15 protein-coding genes and 1 pseudogene are annotated in these 17,520 nt (G+C 68.3%); 11 read left to right on the forward strand and 5 right to left on the reverse strand.

The features are described from left to right. Positions 1–94: 94 nt before the first annotated feature. From PX653_RS14375 to PX653_RS14385, 3 genes are all read left to right on the forward strand, one after another. Positions 95–2,395: a hybrid sensor histidine kinase/response regulator gene (locus PX653_RS14375; protein WP_277413461.1), complete on the forward strand. Its 2,301-nt coding sequence runs from the start codon at positions 95–97 to the stop codon at positions 2,393–2,395. 72 nt (positions 2,396–2,467) lie between these two features. Then, positions 2,468–3,454: an LLM class flavin-dependent oxidoreductase gene (locus PX653_RS14380; RefSeq protein WP_277413462.1), complete on the forward strand. Its 987-nt coding sequence runs from the start codon at positions 2,468–2,470 to the stop codon at positions 3,452–3,454. Between the two features lie 308 nt (positions 3,455–3,762). Further along, positions 3,763–4,911 (forward strand): MFS transporter, encoded by a 1,149-nt coding sequence (locus tag PX653_RS14385; RefSeq protein ID WP_277418577.1) that lies wholly within the window; start codon positions 3,763–3,765, stop codon positions 4,909–4,911. Positions 4,912–4,914: 3 nt separating this feature from the next. Here the strand turns inward: PX653_RS14385 and PX653_RS14390 are convergent, their stop codons facing one another. The 4 genes from PX653_RS14390 to PX653_RS14405 all read right to left on the reverse strand — a co-directional run bounded on the left by PX653_RS14390 (position 4,915) and on the right by PX653_RS14405 (position 7,751). Beyond that, entirely contained in the window at positions 4,915–5,379 is a 465-nt protein-coding gene (locus PX653_RS14390; protein ID WP_277413463.1) for a DUF6160 family protein, read from the reverse strand. Continuing rightward, the gene (locus tag PX653_RS14395) at positions 5,376–6,236 is read right to left on the reverse strand and encodes a hypothetical protein (RefSeq protein ID WP_277413464.1); all 861 of its coding nucleotides are present in this window, start codon (positions 6,234–6,236) and stop codon (positions 5,376–5,378) included. Before PX653_RS14395 ends, PX653_RS14390 begins: the two co-directional genes overlap by 4 nt. Then, positions 6,236–7,066 carry a hypothetical protein gene (locus PX653_RS14400; RefSeq protein WP_277413465.1) on the reverse strand — a complete coding sequence of 277 codons (831 nt, stop codon included), beginning with the start codon at positions 7,064–7,066 and terminating at the stop codon, positions 6,236–6,238. Before PX653_RS14400 ends, PX653_RS14395 begins: the two co-directional genes overlap by 1 nt. Positions 7,067–7,235: 169 nt before the next feature. Beyond that, on the reverse strand, positions 7,236–7,751 hold the full coding sequence (locus PX653_RS14405; protein WP_277413466.1) for a DUF6160 family protein: 516 nt from the start codon (positions 7,749–7,751) through the stop codon (positions 7,236–7,238). A 576-nt stretch (positions 7,752–8,327) separates the two neighbouring features. Between PX653_RS14405 and PX653_RS14410 the strand changes: the two genes are divergently transcribed. The 7 genes from PX653_RS14410 to PX653_RS14440 are packed head-to-tail and all read left to right on the forward strand — an operon-like array spanning position 8,328 to position 14,582. Continuing rightward, complete coding sequence (locus PX653_RS14410; RefSeq protein ID WP_277413467.1) at positions 8,328–9,095, forward strand: C39 family peptidase; 768 nt, start codon at positions 8,328–8,330, stop codon at positions 9,093–9,095. Between the two features lie 50 nt (positions 9,096–9,145). Next, positions 9,146–10,171, forward strand: coding sequence for a transporter (locus tag PX653_RS14415; RefSeq protein ID WP_277413468.1), 1,026 nt, complete (start codon positions 9,146–9,148; stop codon positions 10,169–10,171). Between the two features lie 10 nt (positions 10,172–10,181). Beyond that, a complete protein-coding gene (locus PX653_RS14420) occupies positions 10,182–11,786 on the forward strand; it encodes an OmpP1/FadL family transporter (protein WP_277413469.1) in 1,605 nt (534 codons plus the stop codon). A gap of 9 nt (positions 11,787–11,795) precedes the next feature. Then, positions 11,796–12,338: a DUF2059 domain-containing protein gene (locus PX653_RS14425; RefSeq protein WP_277413470.1), complete on the forward strand. Its 543-nt coding sequence runs from the start codon at positions 11,796–11,798 to the stop codon at positions 12,336–12,338. Positions 12,339–12,352: 14 nt separating this feature from the next. Then, complete coding sequence (locus PX653_RS14430; protein ID WP_277413471.1) at positions 12,353–13,336, forward strand: AraC family transcriptional regulator; 984 nt, start codon at positions 12,353–12,355, stop codon at positions 13,334–13,336. Continuing rightward, positions 13,326–14,009: a cyclic di-GMP-binding domain-containing protein, MshE-related gene (locus PX653_RS14435; protein ID WP_277413472.1), complete on the forward strand. Its 684-nt coding sequence runs from the start codon at positions 13,326–13,328 to the stop codon at positions 14,007–14,009. The genes PX653_RS14430 and PX653_RS14435 overlap by 11 nt, the downstream gene beginning before the upstream one ends. Before the next feature lie 9 nt (positions 14,010–14,018). Beyond that, positions 14,019–14,582 carry an SRPBCC family protein gene (locus PX653_RS14440; RefSeq protein ID WP_277413473.1) on the forward strand — a complete coding sequence of 188 codons (564 nt, stop codon included), beginning with the start codon at positions 14,019–14,021 and terminating at the stop codon, positions 14,580–14,582. A 170-nt stretch (positions 14,583–14,752) separates the two neighbouring features. On the opposite strand, the gene PX653_RS14445 is transcribed toward PX653_RS14440, so the two are convergent. Next, entirely contained in the window at positions 14,753–16,384 is a 1,632-nt protein-coding gene (locus PX653_RS14445; protein ID WP_277413474.1) for a M28 family peptidase, read from the reverse strand. A 204-nt stretch (positions 16,385–16,588) separates the two neighbouring features. On the opposite strand from PX653_RS14445, the pseudogene gluQRS reads away from it, so the two are divergent. Next, positions 16,589–17,502, forward strand: a pseudogene (gene gluQRS / locus PX653_RS14450) (tRNA glutamyl-Q(34) synthetase GluQRS). Positions 17,503–17,520: the final 18 nt, after the last annotated feature.

Genomic DNA, 17,520 nt, shown 5'->3' on the forward strand with positions numbered 1-17,520 from the left:
GTCGCATCGGCGCACCGGCCATCGGCAGCGAAGCTATGGTAACGTGTTACAACAATTACCAGTTTACATCTTTTCCCTACGACAGCGATCACCAGTGGAGCCCACCCCTCTCTCCTCCGGCCCGCATGGCCCGGCGCGCCACAGCGCGGCCGCACGCCTGCCGACGATCCGGTTCAGGCTGGCGCTGCTGGTGCTCAGCTGCGTGCTGCCGGCTGCCGTCGTGTCCGGCTTCCTGATCTATGACCATTACCGGGTCGAACGGTCCAGCCTGTTGACGGAAGCGATGTCGACGGCGCGCTCGATGGTATCGGTGGTGGACCGCGACTTCGACACGGTCGTCACGGCATTGCGCACCTTGTCCGTGTCCGACGACATCGACATGCCGGACCGCACCGAGTTCCGCCGCCAGGCATCGAACGTGCATGCGATCCTGCCCATCACGGAAATCGTGCTGTATGAACCGGCCAGCGGACGGGACTTGATGAACACGGCCGCCGCCGGCCAGGGCATGGGTCCGGCGGGCCTGCTGCGCCAGGTCGTGCGCACGCGCCAGCCGGGCGTATCCGGCCTGTACCGGGGCGCCAACGGGGCAATGACGATCACGGTTGCCGTGCCGATCCTGCGCGAGGGCGCGGTGCGCTACGTGCTGGCCGCGCAGGTCATGCCATCGGCCCTGAACGGCATCCTGACCGACCAGAAGATCCCGGACAGCTGGCGTGCCGCGATCCTCGACGGCGACGCGTTCATCGTCGCGCGCAACCTGCAGATCGAACAGTTCCAGGGCCGCCAGCCCCGCCCCGAGGTGGTGGCGCGCGTACGCCAGCAGCTCGAGGACACGTTCGATTCGCTGACGGTCGACGACGTCGAGGTGGTGACCCTGTACAGCCGTTCGCCCAAGTCCGGCTGGACGGTGATGCTGGGCGTTCCGCACAAGAACCTGACAGCGGGCCTGTTGCGTACGCTGGAGTCGCTGATCGTCGCGACCGTCGTCCTGCTGGCGATGGGGTTCGCGATGGCCTGGCTGGTGGGCGGGCGCATCGCCCAATCCGTGCATGCGTTGATCGATCCGGCCACCGCGCTGGGCGCGGGCGAGCCCGTGCAGCCGCCCCGCGTTGATTTTCGCGAGGCCCAGCAGGTGGCCGACTCGCTGGAACGCGCGGCGCAGGCCCTGGACGAGGCACGCGACCGGGCGGCCAAGGAACTGCGTGACCGCCGCGCCGCCCAGGAAGCGCTGCAAGCGGCCGACGTGCGCAAGGATGAGTTCCTCGCCACGCTGGCGCACGAGCTGCGCAATCCGATGGCACCGCTGGTCAACGCGCTGCAGATCCTGCGCCTGCCGGGGCGCGCCGCGGTCCCTGCAGCCAATGTGCTGGACATCATGGAGCGCCAGCTCAAGCAGATGGTGCGGCTGGTCGACGACCTGCTGGATGTCTCGCGCATCACCACCAACAAACTGGGCATCCGCCATGAACCGCTGGTGCTGCAGGACGTGGTCCAGCACGCGCTGGAAACCTCCGCTCCGTTGCTGCAGCAGCGCCGCCACGCGCTGTCCGTGCACCAGCCGGAAGAACCGATGCTGCTGACAGGCGATGCCACCCGGCTGGCCCAGGTGTTCTCGAACCTCCTGAACAACGCGGCCAAGTACACGCCCAACGGCGGCCGCATCGCGCTGGACGTGTTCGTGCGGCGCCCCAAGGCCGGCGACGGGGCGCACCAGGGCCAGGTGCGCATCGAGATCAGCGACAACGGCATCGGCATCGGCGCCGCGGCGCTGCCGCAAGTGTTCGACATCTTCTTCCAGGCCGACCGCTCGCTGGGGCGCTCGCAGGCGGGACTGGGCATCGGCCTGTCGCTGGCGCGTCGCCTGGTCGAGCTGCATGGCGGTACGCTGACCGCCGCCAGCCCTGGCGAAGGCCTGGGCAGCACGTTTGCCATCGAGCTTCCCGTGGCGGCCATCGGCGCACAGGTCAGGGTGCCGGACGAGCGCGCCGCGATGCCGATCGCGCCGCTGCGCGTGCTGGTCGCGGACGACAATGTCGACCATGCCAACACCTTGCGCACCCTGCTGCTGGCGGCCGGACAGCAGGTGCAGGTGTGCTACGACGGCCTGTCCGCGCTGCGCTGCGCCGAAGCGTTCGAGCCGCAGATCGCCTTCCTCGACATCGGCATGCCGCGCCTGGATGGCTACGAGCTGGCGCGCCGGCTGCGCGCCGATCCCCAGCTGCGCGACTGCACGCTGGTGGCCGTGACCGGCTGGGGCCAGCAGCAGGACCAGCAACGCTCGCGTGCCGCCGGCTTCGACCACCATATCGTGAAGCCGCTGCAACTGGCCCAGCTCAACGAGCTGCTGCGTGCTCGCGCGCTGGCAACGGTGGCCACGCCGGAAACCCAGTAAGCGCGGCGGTAAACCCATGGCGGCGGCAGGGCCTTGCTTGAAACCGCCAGGCTCGTCCCGACATGTCACGCCATGATTCCATTTTCCATACTCGACCTTTCCCCGATCGCCCAGGGCAGCGATGCCGGCGCGTCGCTGCGCAACACGCTGGACCTGGCCCAGCATGGCGAGCGGTGGGGCTACCACCGCTACTGGCTGGCGGAGCACCATGGCATGCCAGGCATCGCCAGCGCGGCGACGGCTGTCGTCATCGCCCACGTGGCGGGCGGCACCTCGACGATCCGCGTCGGTGCCGGCGGCATCATGTTGCCGAACCACTCACCGCTCGTCATCGCCGAACAATTCGGCACGCTGGAGGCGCTGTTCCCCGGCCGGATCGACCTGGGCCTGGGCCGCGCGCCCGGCTCCGACCAGACCACGGCGCGCGCCCTGCGGCGCAACCTGGGCTCCGACGCCGAGGAATTCCCGCAGGACGTCGTCGAACTGCAGGATTACCTGTCCGACGAACCGCGCCAGCGCGTGCTGGCCGTGCCCGGCCAAGGTGCCAAGGTGCCGCTGTGGATCCTCGGTTCCAGCCTGTTCGGCGCCCAGCTGGCGGCCCACCTGGGCCTGCCGTTCGCCTTCGCGTCGCACTTTGCGCCGCAGATGATGATGCAGGCAGTTGCCCTGTATCGTGCCAATTTCAAGCCGTCCGCGCAACTGGACAAGCCCTACGTCATGCTGGGCTATAACGTGTTCGCGGCGGACACCGACGAGGAAGCCCAATGGCGCGCCACGTCGATGGAGCAAGCCTTCGTCAACCTGCGCACGGGCCGCCCCGGCAAGCTGCCGCCGCCCGTGACGAACTACCGCGATGCCCTCGGCCCGCAGGAAAACGCGATGCTCGACTCGGTGCTGTCCTGCTCCGCCATCGGTTCGCCCGAGACGGTTGCCGCGCAGATGAAAGCCTTCATCGCCAGCACCGGGCCGGACGAGCTGATGATCACGTCGCAGATCTTCGAGCACGGCGCGCGGCTGCGCTCCTACGAGATCCTGGCGGACGTGCACCGCCGTCTCTAGTTACCCCGGGGACAGGCTCTAATGCCGCTAAGTTAAGGCGTATAGGTCAGCGAGCCGCTGGCTTTTCCTGAAACCCAAGACCAGGAACTGGGGTCAGGCGGGGACGCCGAGTCCCGCCGGGTCTGCCCCCGACCCTTCGCCGTAGGGGTTGCTTATGGTTCTTAACTTGGCGGCATTGGAGCCTGTCCCCTCGGGTCTCGCCTGCGCTCCAGCACGATCCCCCGAACCTGCGTACAATGTCCGGCTTTTTTGCAACAGGAGCCGCCGTGCGCTCACACGAACAACAACAACAAGATATTTCGCCCGCGATGGTGTGGCTGATGGCCGCGGCCACCGGCCTCATTGTCGCCAACCTGTACTACGCCCAGCCACTGGTCGGGCCGATCAGCCGCGCAACAGGCCTCGACGCGGGCGCCGCCGGGCTGATCGTCACGCTGACGCAGATGGGCTACTGCCTCGGCATGCTGTTCATCGTGCCGCTGGGCGACCTGGTGGAAAACCGCCGCCTGATCGTCACCGCGCTGGCCGCCACCGCCTGCGCACTGGGCGCCGCCGCCTTTGCCACCCATGCCGCCGTGTTCCTGGCGGCCGCCTTCTGCATCGGCCTGGGTTCCGTCGCCGCCCAGATCATCGTGCCGTTCGCGGCGCACCTGTCCCTGCCCGAAACGCGCGGCCGGACGGTCGGCAACGTCGTCAGCGGTCTGCTGTTGGGGATCATGCTGGCGCGGCCCGTGTCCAGCCTCGTCACGGATGCCCTGGGCTGGCACGCCATCTTCGTGCTGTCCGCCTTCGGCACGGCGGCGCTGGCCCTGGTCCTGAACAGCCGCCTGCCGCGGCGCGAGCCCGATCACACCAGCACCTATGCCGCGCTGCTGGGCTCCATGTGGCACCTGCTGAAGACGACGCCGATCCTGCGCCGCCGCGCCGGCTACCAGTTCTGCATGTTCGGCGCCTTCAGCCTGTTCTGGACTTCGGTGCCGCTGGTGCTGGCCAGCGACACGTTCGGCCTGTCGCAGACGGGCATCGCCCTGTTCGCGCTGGCCGGCGTGGCCGGTGCCATCGTCTCGCCGATCGCGGGACGCCGCGCCGACCAGGGCAAGTCGCGCTCCACCACGGCCATCGCACTCACGGCCGGCCTGCTGTCGTTCGCGCTGCCGCTCTTGTTGCACGGCGGCCGCACGTTCGACCTGTGCCTGCTGGTGGCGGCATCGATCGTGCTCGATGCGGGCGTGTCGGGCAGCCTCGTCGTCGGCCAGCGTGCCATCTACTCGCTGAGCGCGGACGTGCGCAGCCGCCTCAATGGGCTGTACATGGCCATCTTCTTCCTGGGCGGCGCGCTGGGCTCGATGCTGGGCGGCTGGATGTACGCGCACCACGGCTGGCAGGGCGTGCTGCTGACGGGTCTCGCGTTCCCCGCGCTGGGCCTCACGCTGTTCGCGACCGAACGGCGCCACTGACGATCAATGCGCCCACAGGCGCAGTTGCCCCGTCATGTGGACGGAGCCCGTGATGTCGAGACTCCCCATGCTGGCCGTCACGGGCTCCAGCGGATCGTTCTGCACACTCATCGACTCGAAGCCGAAGCGTTCGAACTTTACCGTGTTCGGCAGCGTGAGCGCCAGGTAGTCCGGGCCGTCCGCCCGCGCGTGCACGTCGATGGCGATCGTCGACATGTCGATCGTGCCGCGCACGTTGCGCAGCACCAGGTAGCGGCGGTTGCCGTCGGCGCCCGCGAACCCCAGCGACAGGCGGCTGTCGCTGACGGCGCCCACCAGCGTCGGGTCGTTGATGACGATGTGGGCGGCGAAGCTGACGCCGTCCTGGCCTGCCACCTTGGCCATCTCCTCGTCCGCCAGCGCGCGCAGCGGGGCCGCGGCGGCGCGCACCGTGCAGCAAGCGAGCACCAGCGCCAGCACCGCCTTCATGGCCGGAACTTCACGTCGAGGTACTGGATCTGGATCGAGCCGATGCGCGAGGAGCCCAGGTCGGTCGTGGTGCCGCCCGGGTTCGTGAACGTCACCTTGTCGATCTGCAGGCCACCCGTGGCCGCGCTGCCGCCGCCGTGCTCGCTGTCCGGCCAGCCGATGCCGACGTGCAGGTGCGCGCCCGACTCGTCGGCCAGTGCGTTGACGACGGCCGGCTGCGCCGCCACGTCGGCGATGGCCCACGGCTTGCCGGTGAAGTTACCGTCCGCGTCGACAGCACCCAGGCGCAGGCCTTGCAACGCCAGCTGGCCCGTCGTTGCGGCGCGGCCGTTGGCGCGCCACGCCAGCTCGCCGACATGCATGTCCAGCCCGAGGCCGAACGCGACGCCGTCCTCCAGGCGCGGCGTCGAGAACTGCAGGCCGCCGCCGCGATACACCACGTCCGTCAGCACGACGCTGCCGCCGTCGCGCACGATGCCGTCGGCATCGACGCCCCAGTCATACGCGAATTGCCAGCGCTGTTCGCCATCCTGGTTGGCGGGAAAGGCGAAGCTGACGATGTCCGCCAGCCCGCCCGGACCGTTGCCGATGTCGAGGCGATAGGGATCGGCGAACGGCACCGCGTTGTCGCTGCGCGCGGCCGACAGGTTGCCGATCCATGCGCTGCGGCCGGCCTGCGGCGTGTACGTGATGCGCACGTCGCCATTCATCGAGAAGCCGGACAGGTCGAAGCTGACGCCGTCGCCGCCTCGTACCGAGGACAGCGCGGCATCGCTCAGTGGCTGCATCGGCTGCAACGGCGCGGCAAATACCGTCGCCGTGGCGCCGGCAGCGAGCAGCGCGCAGGCGCGCCGCATCAGTGCTTCCCGCCCAGTGTCAGCGCGGCCGCCGGCGGCAGGTTCGGCGGCGCCGCGCCATTGGTGGCGATGGCGGCCAGCTTGTCGCGCCAGTTCAGCCACACGCCAGCCTGCGCCATGTCCGGCAACTGCGTCGTGCCGGACGGCGCCGGAAACTGCACGCCCGTCTTCAGGAGCGACACCCAGAAGTCGCGGCTCGGTCCCGTGGCGTCGCCGGCCCGCACCCCGCCCAGCTGTGCCAGCGAGAGACAGGGCGCCGTGCAGGCGCCGTCCCAGCGCTTGCCGCCCAGCGGATCGGTGCGGGAATCGAGCACCAGCGCACTGCCGTCGGGCGCGCTGGCCGTCACGCGCATCGAGCCGGACAGGCTGTTGATGCGCAGGCCGACGTCGCCGCTGATGGCATCGAAGCCCACGCGCATGCCGATCACCTCGCGCGGTGTGGCCGCGTCGCCGGTGGCCCGGTAGACGAATTCGAAGTATGGATTGGCGATCTGCACGGTGCGCTGCGCCGCCGTGCCATCGCTGCGGCCGAACTGCAGCAGCGGCATGTCGATGTCCGCGCCCAGGCCCTCGCGGGCCGCGTAACGGTAGTCGCCCAGGCGCAGGTTGCGCAGGTTGGCCGACAGCGTCACGTCCGCGTCCAGCGCGATACGGGTGAAGTCGAACTCGCCCAGGCGGCTGTTGCTGACGGCGATCAGGCCCTGCCCGCGCGTCTGCGCGAGGTCGTCGTCGGACATCGCGCGCAACTGCGCATGGGCGTCGCAGGCAAAAAGCGCGGCCGGCAAGGCGGCCGCAAAAAGGAGCACGTTCTGGAGCACATTCTGGAGCACGTCTTTCATGGCGAAGAAGAACAACGTGAGAGCCCGGCAGGCCGGATGAAGGCCGGCAAACCGGGTAAAGCAGACTGCTTTCGTAGGTGTCAGGCTGGCGCCGGCAGACGTGCCTGCACACAAGGGGTACCGGCGTTGCGCGGCGGGCGCCGCGCAACGCGTGCCGGTTTTAGTGCGCCCAGATCCACACCTGCGTGCCGCGCATGTCGAGCTGGTTCATCGCCATCGAGCCGTACGACGCGGTGCTGTTGCCCATCTTGATCGCGTCCACGGAGATGTTCAGGAACTTGCCGGCCGCGACCTGCACGTCGGCAGGGATCGCGATCTGCACGACATCGCCGCCGTTGGTCGCATCGTAGAAGGTGCCCGGGTTCGTCACGCCGGCGGCGCCGGCGGCGGCCAGGAACGAGTTCTTCGACAGGATGTCGATGCTGGCGGCGATCAGGCCGTTCACCTTGATGCCGTTGAAGCTGACGGAACCGCCACCCAGGCCGGTGGTGGTGTCGACCGCGTCCGTATCGGTGTAGACGAACGAGTCGAGCTTGATGTTCAGGTTGGCGGCGATGGACACGCCGTCCTGGCCGGTGACGGCGGACAGGTCGGCGTCCTTGATCGGGGTCATGGCCGATGCGGACAGGGCCAGGGAGGACAGGGCTGCTGCGACTGCGGTGGTGATGAATTTCATGGTGATCTCCGTTCGTTATGGTGGTTGGGCTTCCCTCTGGGAAGCGGCCATGCCGCTGTCCCTTGCGCACCGTGCCTTGCTGCTTCCTGGGCAGGCCGGCCCGGCTGCTCTTAATATTTTTTCAATATTAATTAAATTTATGATCGCGTCCCCGGTGACCGCCGGTCCAGCCTGGCGCGCTGACCGGTCGGGCCAAACGCATGGCCGTGCAGGCCATCCCCGGGCGTAGCGCCTGCTATGTCGCGGTTTTTGCACATTGGCGGATTTACGACATCCTTTCGCGCGATATCACAGAACTTTGCGCAGGGATTAGAACTGCACATCTAATTTTTCCGCTTCCCGCGCACGAACAAAGCGTGCGTTAATAAATTACAAAAAAGCAAGGGACAACCGCACAGCGAAAAAGCACGGTCGTTCAAATAAACGAATTTACGGCATCGCTTGCCGTGGAATCGATAAAAAAGGAGACGTCATGGGCACGTTGACAATGGGGCGCAAGACGCCCCCGGGCGAAGCTTTGCCTGCCGCTTTCCCCTCTTCCTTGCTGCACGCGCGCCCGCCGCGACGGAGGCCGCCATGCTGATGCTCCTGATGAGCGTATTGGCGGTGGCCATCGGGGGCGCCGGACTGCTGTCGCGCCACGAGGTGCAGGAACGCCCCCGCGGCCAGTTCGAGATGCCGCAGACGATGCTGGGCGGCGGCAGCTACACGCAGGACGTCCGCCTGGAACCGTTCTCGGAACTGAAGTACCGCCACATCGTGCGCCAGGCCTACGACTACAGCTGCGGGTCCGCGGCGTTGGTGACGATCCTGACGTACCACCTGGGGCTGTCCGTCACCGAGCAGCAGGCGATGGAAGGCATGCTGGAGAAGGGCGAGAAGGAAAAGATCGTCGAGCGCCGCGGCTTCTCGCTGCTGGACATGAAGCGCTATGTCGCCTCCCTCGGTGTCAACGGCGCCGGCTATCGCGCGGAGGTAAAGGATCTCCTGACCTTGACGGAACCGGCCATCGTGCCGATCGACTACGCGGGCGCCAAGCACTTCGTCGTCCTGCGCGGCATCCGCGACGGCGTCGTCTACATCGCCGATCCATCCGCCGGCAACATCGCCTTCTCCGTCGAACAATTCGCCGACCTGTGGGACAAGAACACCTTGTTCATCCTCTCCCCCCAAGCGGGCAAGCAGGTCCCGGCCCGACTGGCCTTGAGCGACAACGAATTGGGCGTCGTCGACATGGACCGCGTCACCAACGGTGGCCGGCTCGACGCCCTGAACCACGCCGCGCACCTGCTGCAGCGTGCCGTCAACTCGGGCGCCTCCGGCACCTGGATGCACAGCCGCTAGCCGAGCCCTCCGCCCCACCGTTTTCCGTCCCGTCCCGCAAAGGAAAGTCCATGATCCTGAAGACCGTGCCTGCTGCCGCCCTTGCCGCAGCCTCCGCCATCGCCCTGCTGGCCGCCATGCCCGCCGGCGCAAAGCAAACTACCCAGGTCCCCGCCAGCAGCGACGCCGCGCGCGAAGCGCTGGCCAAGAAAGAAGGCGAAGGCGACCAGACCGCGCTGCTGAAGGAAACGCTGACGGCCGTCGACAAGCAGTACTCGCTGATCCGCAAGGGCCGCTCGCAGTTCACCTACGACGCGACCTATACCTACATCGGCCAGGAACGCATCGTCACCGACTACACGGCCGACGGCCTGACATTGTTCGACATCGAGAACACCAACTCGCACTCGATCACCAACACGCTGTCGGCCGACTACGGCGTGCTGAACAACCTGACCGCCAACGTGACCTTCCCCGTGATCTCGAAGTACACGGATTCGCCCAAGCACTCGGGCCTGTCCAACTCCCTGGGCGACATCAATGTGGGCGCGCGCTGGCAGCCGCTGGAAGCGCGTCGCGACCGCCCGAACTTCACCGTCACCGGCAACGTGCGGCTGCCGTCCGGACGCAGCCCGTTCAAGGTGATCGCCGGCAGCGGCGAGGCGACCGGCAGCGGCGTGACCGCCATCAGCGCCGGCCTGAACGTGAATCGCATCGTCGACCCGGTCGCACTGTTCGGCTCCGTCAACATGACGGTCAGCGCCGCCGCCAACGACCTGCACCAGATCAACGGCACGCGCGTGCTGACGCGCGTGAAGCCCGGCACGTCGTTCGGCTTCGGCATCGGCTTCGCCTATGCACTGTCGTACGGGATCTCGACGACGCTGTCGTTCCAGGAAGCGATTTCGGCCGGCTCGAAACTGCGCTTCGAGGACGGCCTGGAAGTAAAGACCAGCACGCAGACGTCGGCCATCGTCAACCTGGGCCTGGGCTACCGCGTGTCGCCGAAGACCACCGTCAACCTGTCGGTGGGCATTGGCCTGACGAACGACTCGCCGAACCTGTCGGTGGGCCTGAACCTGCCGCTGGCGTTCTGACGGGACCACCATGCAGCCGACCGTCCGCCTCCTCGTCGCCGCGCTGGCGACCGCCCTGCCGGCGCAGTCCGCACTGGCCGCGCTGGTGGAAAACCTGACGACCAGCGTCACCGCGATGGCGCTGGGGAATGCCGTCACCGCCGATCCGCCGGGCATCGATTCGATCCACTTCAATCCCGCCGGCCTGGCGCGGCTGACGGGCGACAGCAAGATCTACTCGGCGTTCGGCGCCTCCATCCGCACCGGCGCCGCGTTCCACAAGCCGGCCGGTTTCGAGGTGGGCGGCTGGACCGATGACCCCGTCGCCGGCCAGCGCACGGGTCCCGTACGCCAGGCGATGTACGTGCCCGGCTACGGCATGCCCGGCTGGCGCCTGCCCGGCGTCATCATCCCCGGCCTCGGCATGGCGTTCAACAAGCCGGGCTCGAATTTCACGTTCGCCACCAACAGCTACATGTCGCAGGCGATCAGCATCGACCGCACCACCGACCCGAACGATCCGGCCCGCTTCGACGGCCGCCAGATCCAGCTGCAGCGCCTCGTCTATGCGGCGCCGTCGATCGGCTGGAAGTACTCGGACACGCTGCGGTTCGGCGTCTCCGTGCCGATCGCGCATTCCGCCTTCATCGTCGACACGCACATGCGCTTCCCCAACGAGCTGCTGGGCGTGTTCGGCAAGCTGCAGGAGGGCTGGTGCCCGGAGAGCGGCGGCAACGTCATCGACACGTTCGGCTTCGGCCTGTGCGGCGGCGGCAGGGAGGGCATGGTCACGCCGTTCAAGCACGCGGCCTCGATGCGGCTGCAGATGACCGCGCCGTTCGACCCCACCCTGAACGTGGGCGTGCTGTGGGAGCCGCGGCCGTGGTTCGCGCTGGGCGCCGTCTACCAGGGCGGCTCGAAGACACGCTACACCGGCAGGTACGAGTTCAACACGCAGCCGATGCTGCGCAACTTCGTCAAGGGGCTGAACTCCAGCCTGTTCGGTCCCGTGGCCGGCGCGGTATTGGGCCTGCCCCAGTCCATCCCCGAGGTCCAGAAGGGCAACCTGTCCGCCACGATCCCGTTTCCGGCCCACCTGCAGGTGGGCATCAAGCTGCGCCCCATTCGCTACGTCCAGCTCAACGTGGATGCGAGCATCGCCAAGTGGGACGACTGGAACGCGCTGACTTTCGAGTTCGACCAGAGCGTCAAGCTGCTCGAGGTGGCGCGGCTGTACGGTATCGCCGATTCGACGAAGCTGAAGATCCCGCGCGGCTACAAGAGCCTCGTCAACTACGGCTTCGGGCTGCAGCTGTTTCCCACCGAGAAGCTGGCGCTGCGCCTGGGCTACGAGCCACGCAAGAGCTCCATCCCGGCCGACAAGATCGACCTGATCGCGCCGCTGCCGGACACGAAGCTGTACAGCGTTGGCCTGAACTACAAGTTTTCGCCGCACAGCGACATCAGCCTGACCGCGTCGTACATGGCCGGCAAGTTCGAGACGCCCGCGAATACCGACTGCAATATGAACTGCAACAAGTTCCTGAACGTGATCTACAACCCCTATGCGGGACTGGACGTGGCAGGCGACATCAAGGTCCGCTACGCCGGTCTCAGCTTCACCCACCGATTCTGAGGAGACTTCATGAAACGATTCGCCGTCACCATCATGGTCGCAAGCACGCTCGTTGCCGGCGCCGCGCATGCGGCCGACGCCATCCCGCCGGCCAAGCAGGCCCTCGTCAACCGCGTGCTGCAGCTGTGGCAGATCGACACCATCGGCCAGTCGATGCTGCAGGCGCCCGTCGGCGACGCCGTGCAGCAGGCTAGAGCGATGCTGCAAGGCCGCGCCGCGCCGGAGAAGCGCGACGCGGCGATGGCCGATATCGTGGGCGAAGCGCGCAAGTTCATGGAGGAGACGACGCCGATCGCCCGCGCCAGCGCCGACAAGCTCATTCCCACCACGGTGGCGCCGCTGCTGGCCGAGCGCTTCACCGAGGAAGAGCTGAAGCAGATGGTGGCGATCCTGGAGTCGCCCGTGAAGAAGAAGTTCGAGGCGATGGTGCCGGAATTGCAGAAGAAGCTGGGCGAGAGCGTGGCGGCCGACACCCGCGCCGTCATCGATCCGAAGCTCAAGGGCCTGCAGGAGCGCATCGGCCTGCGCCTGCGTGCGGCGGTGACGCCCTGAGCGGCGAGGCTGCCATGCCCTATTCCTCCGCCCTGCATCTGGTGCGCGGCGTGAAGTCGCGCCTCACGCACTCCGGCGTCGCGGCCGACGCCTTGTTCGAACAGGCCGGCCTGACCGAAGAAGGTCTCGCCTGCGACGCACTGACCCTGTCCGACCGCCTCAGCCACCTGTGGGAGCTGGTCGTGGCGCAGTCGGGCGACCCGCTGATCGGCCTGAAGGTCTCGACGCCACACCGGCTCGGCTGGCTGGGCGTCATGGGCCACATCATGCTGGTCTCGCCCACGGTGCAAAGCACGATCGAGCGCTGCCACGGCCATACCCGCGTAGGTATCCTGCTGCCCGGCGCGCGCCGCGCGGTGCCGCTGCAGCGCTACGACTTCGTCTGGTGCGTGCTGCTGCGTACCCTGCGCAGCGCGGCCGGGCGCGACGACGCCACCCCCGTGCAGGTCGAATATGCGTTCCCGGAACCGGCCAACGCCTGCTATTACGAGGAGACATTCGGCTGCCCCGTGCATTTCAACCGTCCCTACAACGTGATGGAATTCGCCGATGCCGACCTGGTGGCCGCGCTGCCGGAAGCGCGCATGCCGGCCGCCGGCGACGCCCGGCCAGTGCTGGCCAGCCTGGCGCGCGCCCAGCTGCCGCGCTTCAGCGCACGCGTGCAGGACATCGTCGCGACCATGCTGCCCAAGGGCCCGCCGCATCGCGATGCAGTCGCCGCCCGGCTGATGATGAGCGAGCGCACCCTGCAACGCCGCCTGGCCGAGGAAGGCACCAGCTTTTCGGCCCTGGTGGACGAGACCCGCCGCGAACTGGCGCGCCGCTCGCTCGAAAGCGGCGACCAATCACTCAAGATGCTCAGCTTCCAGCTGGGGTTTTCCGAACCCAGCGCGTTCTACCGGGCCTGCAAGCGCTGGTTCGGCACCACGCCATCGGACCTGGCCCACCATGGCGAACGGCACGCGCCAGTCAAGGGAGACAGCTGCGATGGCACCTGAACGACACCAGGGCGGTCCACGGGCGCTGTTCGGCGAGCTGCTGGTCCGCCAGCGCCTGATCACCGAGGAGCAGCTGGCACGCGCCATCGCGCACCAGCGCGGCACGGGCGAGCTGCTGGGCGAGATCCTGGCCGAATGGAACCTGATCACGCACCAGCACGTGCAGGAGGTGCTGCACCGCCAGCGCCGGTTGCGCACGACGGCCGCGTTCATCGGCGCACTGCTGGCACCTCTGCAGGCGCTGGCGACGCCGCCTGTCGCCACGGCAGCCGCGGTGGCGTCGACGCCCGCGCTGCGTCCCCTCGACGACAAGGAGCTGGACGACGTCGGCGGCCAGGGCCTGCAGGAAGACCTGGTGCGCCACATCCGCCAGCAACTGCGCGGCCATGGCGCCGACGTCATCGTCGACATGGCCAGGCTGGTCAATCCGCTGCTGGGTTTCCTGGAATCGGACCTGGCGTTGCGTGGAGTGGCGTTCGACCCGGCCAACGCCGTCACGAAGATGAATGCGGACGGTTCCATCACGCTGGCCCTGCCCACGACGATCGGTGAACTGCGCCTGTCGAACATTCGTATCCGCGCTGCCGACCCGGCCGGCCCCAGCTTCGGCAGCATCACGATGAAGGGCCTCGACCTGACCGGCACGACGATCACGCTGGCCCTGCGACCCTGAGGAGTATCCATGCGACACGCCTGCATCCTGGCGGGGTGGCTGTGCGCCACGCGCGCCCTGGCCGCACCCATCGACGTCATCGAGGAACCGGACCGCGCGCCGGGACGCACGTTCACGGCGACGACGACGATCGACGCGCCGCCCGAGCGGCTGTGCCGCGTCGTGCAGGATTACGCCAGCTATGGCGCATTCATGCCGAACACACGCAGCGCGGTGCCCGTGGGCGCCGGCCCCGGCTACGTCCTGGTGGACATGACGCTGGACCTGCCGCTGGGCCAGGTCAAGCAGTACCGGCTGCGGCTGGAGCCGGCCAGCAGCGCCGACAGCTGCCGGCTCGCCTGGCAGCTGGTGCCGCGCGCGGACCTGCAACCGGGGCAAACGATCGCCGACACCACGGGCTACTGGGAATTTTCCGCGCTGGCGGACGGCGACGGCTCGCTGGTGCGCTACCGCGTGTACGCCGACCCGGGTCCGGTGCCATTCGGCTTCGGCTGGATCGTCGAGATGATGAGCAAGCGCAGCTTGCCGAAGGCGGTGGCAGCGGTGCGGGAGCGGGCGCTGGGCCTACGCTAGCCCCCATGGTGTATGGCAGCGGCGGCGAGGGTCTGTCCCTGCATAGGGACAGACCCTGGAGTTCGGTGCAGTCCGCCGAAACGCTGGCCAACTTCAGGGTCAGTCCCCGTGCGGGGACTGACCCTTGCCGACCTCGGGCAAGGCCTGGCTGCCAGCCTTGTTTGCCAGCCCTATTTGCGCGCCTTGCCGAACGGATCGCCGGCCCGCCATGCCGGCATCTTCGGCGCATCGGCCACCATGCGGCCCAGGTTCAGCGTGAACTGCGCCTGCTGCGTCATGCCGGCCAGGTCCCACTTCGGGTCGTACTCGTCGCCCACCTGGTGGTAGCGCGCGCCGTAGGCCTTGCGCTCGGCCGCCGCCGCTTCCTTGTCGCCCACATAGTCGCGCCCGCCCTCGATCGAGAACGCGGGCACGCCGGCCTTGGCAAAGCTGAAGTGATCGCTGCGGAAGTAGCCGCCGGCCAGGTCGGGCCGGGCGTCGGCGATGCGCAGGTTCATGGCCTTGGCGGTCGCCGCGGCCATGCGGCCCAGGTCCGTGCGCTCGCTGCCCTGCGTGCCGATGTCGCGCGCCGTGCCGATCCAGTTCAGGCTGTCCAGGTTCAGGTTGGCGGCGGTCTTCGCCAACGGCCACAAGGGGTCCGTGGCATATGCGGCGCTGCCCAGCAGGCCCTGCTCTTCCGCCGCTACCCACAGGAACATCTGGCTGCGCTTGGCCGGTGCCTTGACGGCTTCCTGCGCCATCGCCAGCAGCGCGGCGGTGCCCGATGCGTTGTCGACGGCGCCGTTGTAGATGGTGTCCTTGCCGTCCTTGTCGTCGCCCTGCTTGCCCAGGTGGTCCCAGTGCGCGCTGTAGATGACGACTTCGTCCTTCAGTTTCGGATCGGTCCCGGGCACGATGCCGGCCACGTTGTACTGGTCCACGGTGCGCACGGCCGCCTGCAGCGTGCCGGCCAGCTTCGCCTGCAGCGCGACCGGCCGGAAGTCCTTGCGCTCGGCGGCCGCGCGCAGCGCGTCCAGGTCCTGGCCCGCGGCCTTGAACAGTGCCACGGCCGCGTCGTTGCCGATCCAGCCCTGCATCGGCGTCCCTGGCGCGCCCTGCGCCAACTGGAAGCGCTCCACCCCGCTCCAGCTGTTCTGGATCACGCTCCAGCCATAGGATGCCGAGGCGTCCGTGTGGATCAGCAAGGCGCCGGCTGCGCCCCGCCGCCGCGCTTCCTCGAACTTGTACGTCCAGCGGCCGTAGTACGTCAGCGCCTTGCCGCCGAAGCGTTCCGGTGCTTCGGCGCTCGGGGCGGGATCGTTGACCATCATGACGACGATCTTGCCCTTCACGTCCTGGTCCTTGTAGTCGTCCCAGCCCTCTTCCGGCGCGGCGATGCCGTAGCCGACGAACACCAGCGGTGCATCCAGCTCGTGGCGCGCCTGCGCGTCGCCGGTGCCCCACACCCAGTCCTTGCCGAAGGCCAGCGGCTGCTTCGCGCCGTTGACGGCGACATGCAGCGTCGAGGTATCAGGCAGCGCCTTGACACCGGCGATCTTCACCAGCTGGCGGTAGCTGCCGTCGCGCACCGGCTTCAGGCCGGCCGCCATGGCCTGGTTCTCCAGGTAGGCGACGGTCAGGTCGCCGCCGCGCTGGCCGGTACCGCGTCCTTCCAGCAGGTCGCTGGACAGGAACGCCAGGTGGGCGCGCAGCGGCGCTTCCTGCACCTGCGGCAGGGATTTCGGGGCTGCGAAAGCAGGCAATGCCAGCGCCAGCGCCAGGCTCATGGCCAGCGTGCGCGCGGTCGGGATCGGGTTGTGCATGATGTTGTTGTCCGTGTGCGGTTGTCTCGGGAGCGGCGGGTTGGCCGCGCGGGCATTGTATAGTGTGTCGACGACACGCACTACGCTGCCGCAAGAATTGGCGCTGAAGGTCCAGCCAGCGATGCAGGCCTTGCTCGACGCAATGCTGCTCACGCCCCGTTGCGATGTTGACGCGCCGGCGCCCGCTCGCCCATACTCTCGCGCATGACAGCGCCAGCTTCCTACATCGGCCGTTTCGCCCCCTCCCCACCGGCCCCCTGCACCTGGGCTCCCTCGTCGCGGCCATGGCCAGCTACCTGGACGCCAAGGCCCACGGGGGCCAGTGGCTGGTGCGCATCGAGGACGTGGATGGCGACCGCAACGTGGCCGGCGCGGACCGGCACATCCTCGCCTCGCTGCAGCGTTGCGGGATGCAGTGGGATGGCGACGTCACGTGGCAGACCCAGCGCACCGCGTTGTACGACGCGGCGCTCGCGCAACTGGCCGACAGCGTTTACCCGTGCGGCTGTTCGCGCCGCGAGATCGCCGATTCGCAGACCCGGCTCGCCGCGCAGCACGGCGCCAACGCCAGCCTCGTCTACCCTGGCACATGCCGCGCCGGCCTCGCACCGGGCAAGGTGGCGCGCGCGCTGCGGCTGCGCACGCCCGTCGAGCCGGCGCACGTGGTCGGTTTCCAGGACCGCTGGCATGGCCGGGTCGAACAGGACATCACGCACGAGGTGGGCGATTTCGTCGTGCGCCGCGCCGACGGCTTCTGGGCCTATCAACTGGCCGTCGTCGTCGACGATGGCGCCCAGGGCATCACCGACATCGTCCGCGGCGCCGACCTGCTCGACTCCACGCCACGCCAGCTGTATTTGCAGGAGCTGCTGGGATTGCCCCATCCGCGCTACCTGCACGTGCCCGTCGTGCTGAACGACGACGGCGAGAAGCTGTCGAAACAGACCGGCGCACAGGCCTTCGACAACGGCGCCGGCACGGCCGACCTGCTGGCGCACGCGCTGCTGCCGGCGGCCCGCTTCCTCGGCCTGGCGGTGACTGCCGATTCGCTGCCCGCGTTCTGGCAGGCCGCGATCCCGGCCTGGAAGCGGTTGCTGCGCGAGCGCGACGCATTCTGAGCGCCGCGCCGGCGGCGG

This window comes from Pseudoduganella chitinolytica, from assembly GCF_029028125.1.
Taxonomy (GTDB): Bacteria; Pseudomonadota; Gammaproteobacteria; order Burkholderiales; family Burkholderiaceae_D; genus Rugamonas; species Rugamonas chitinolytica.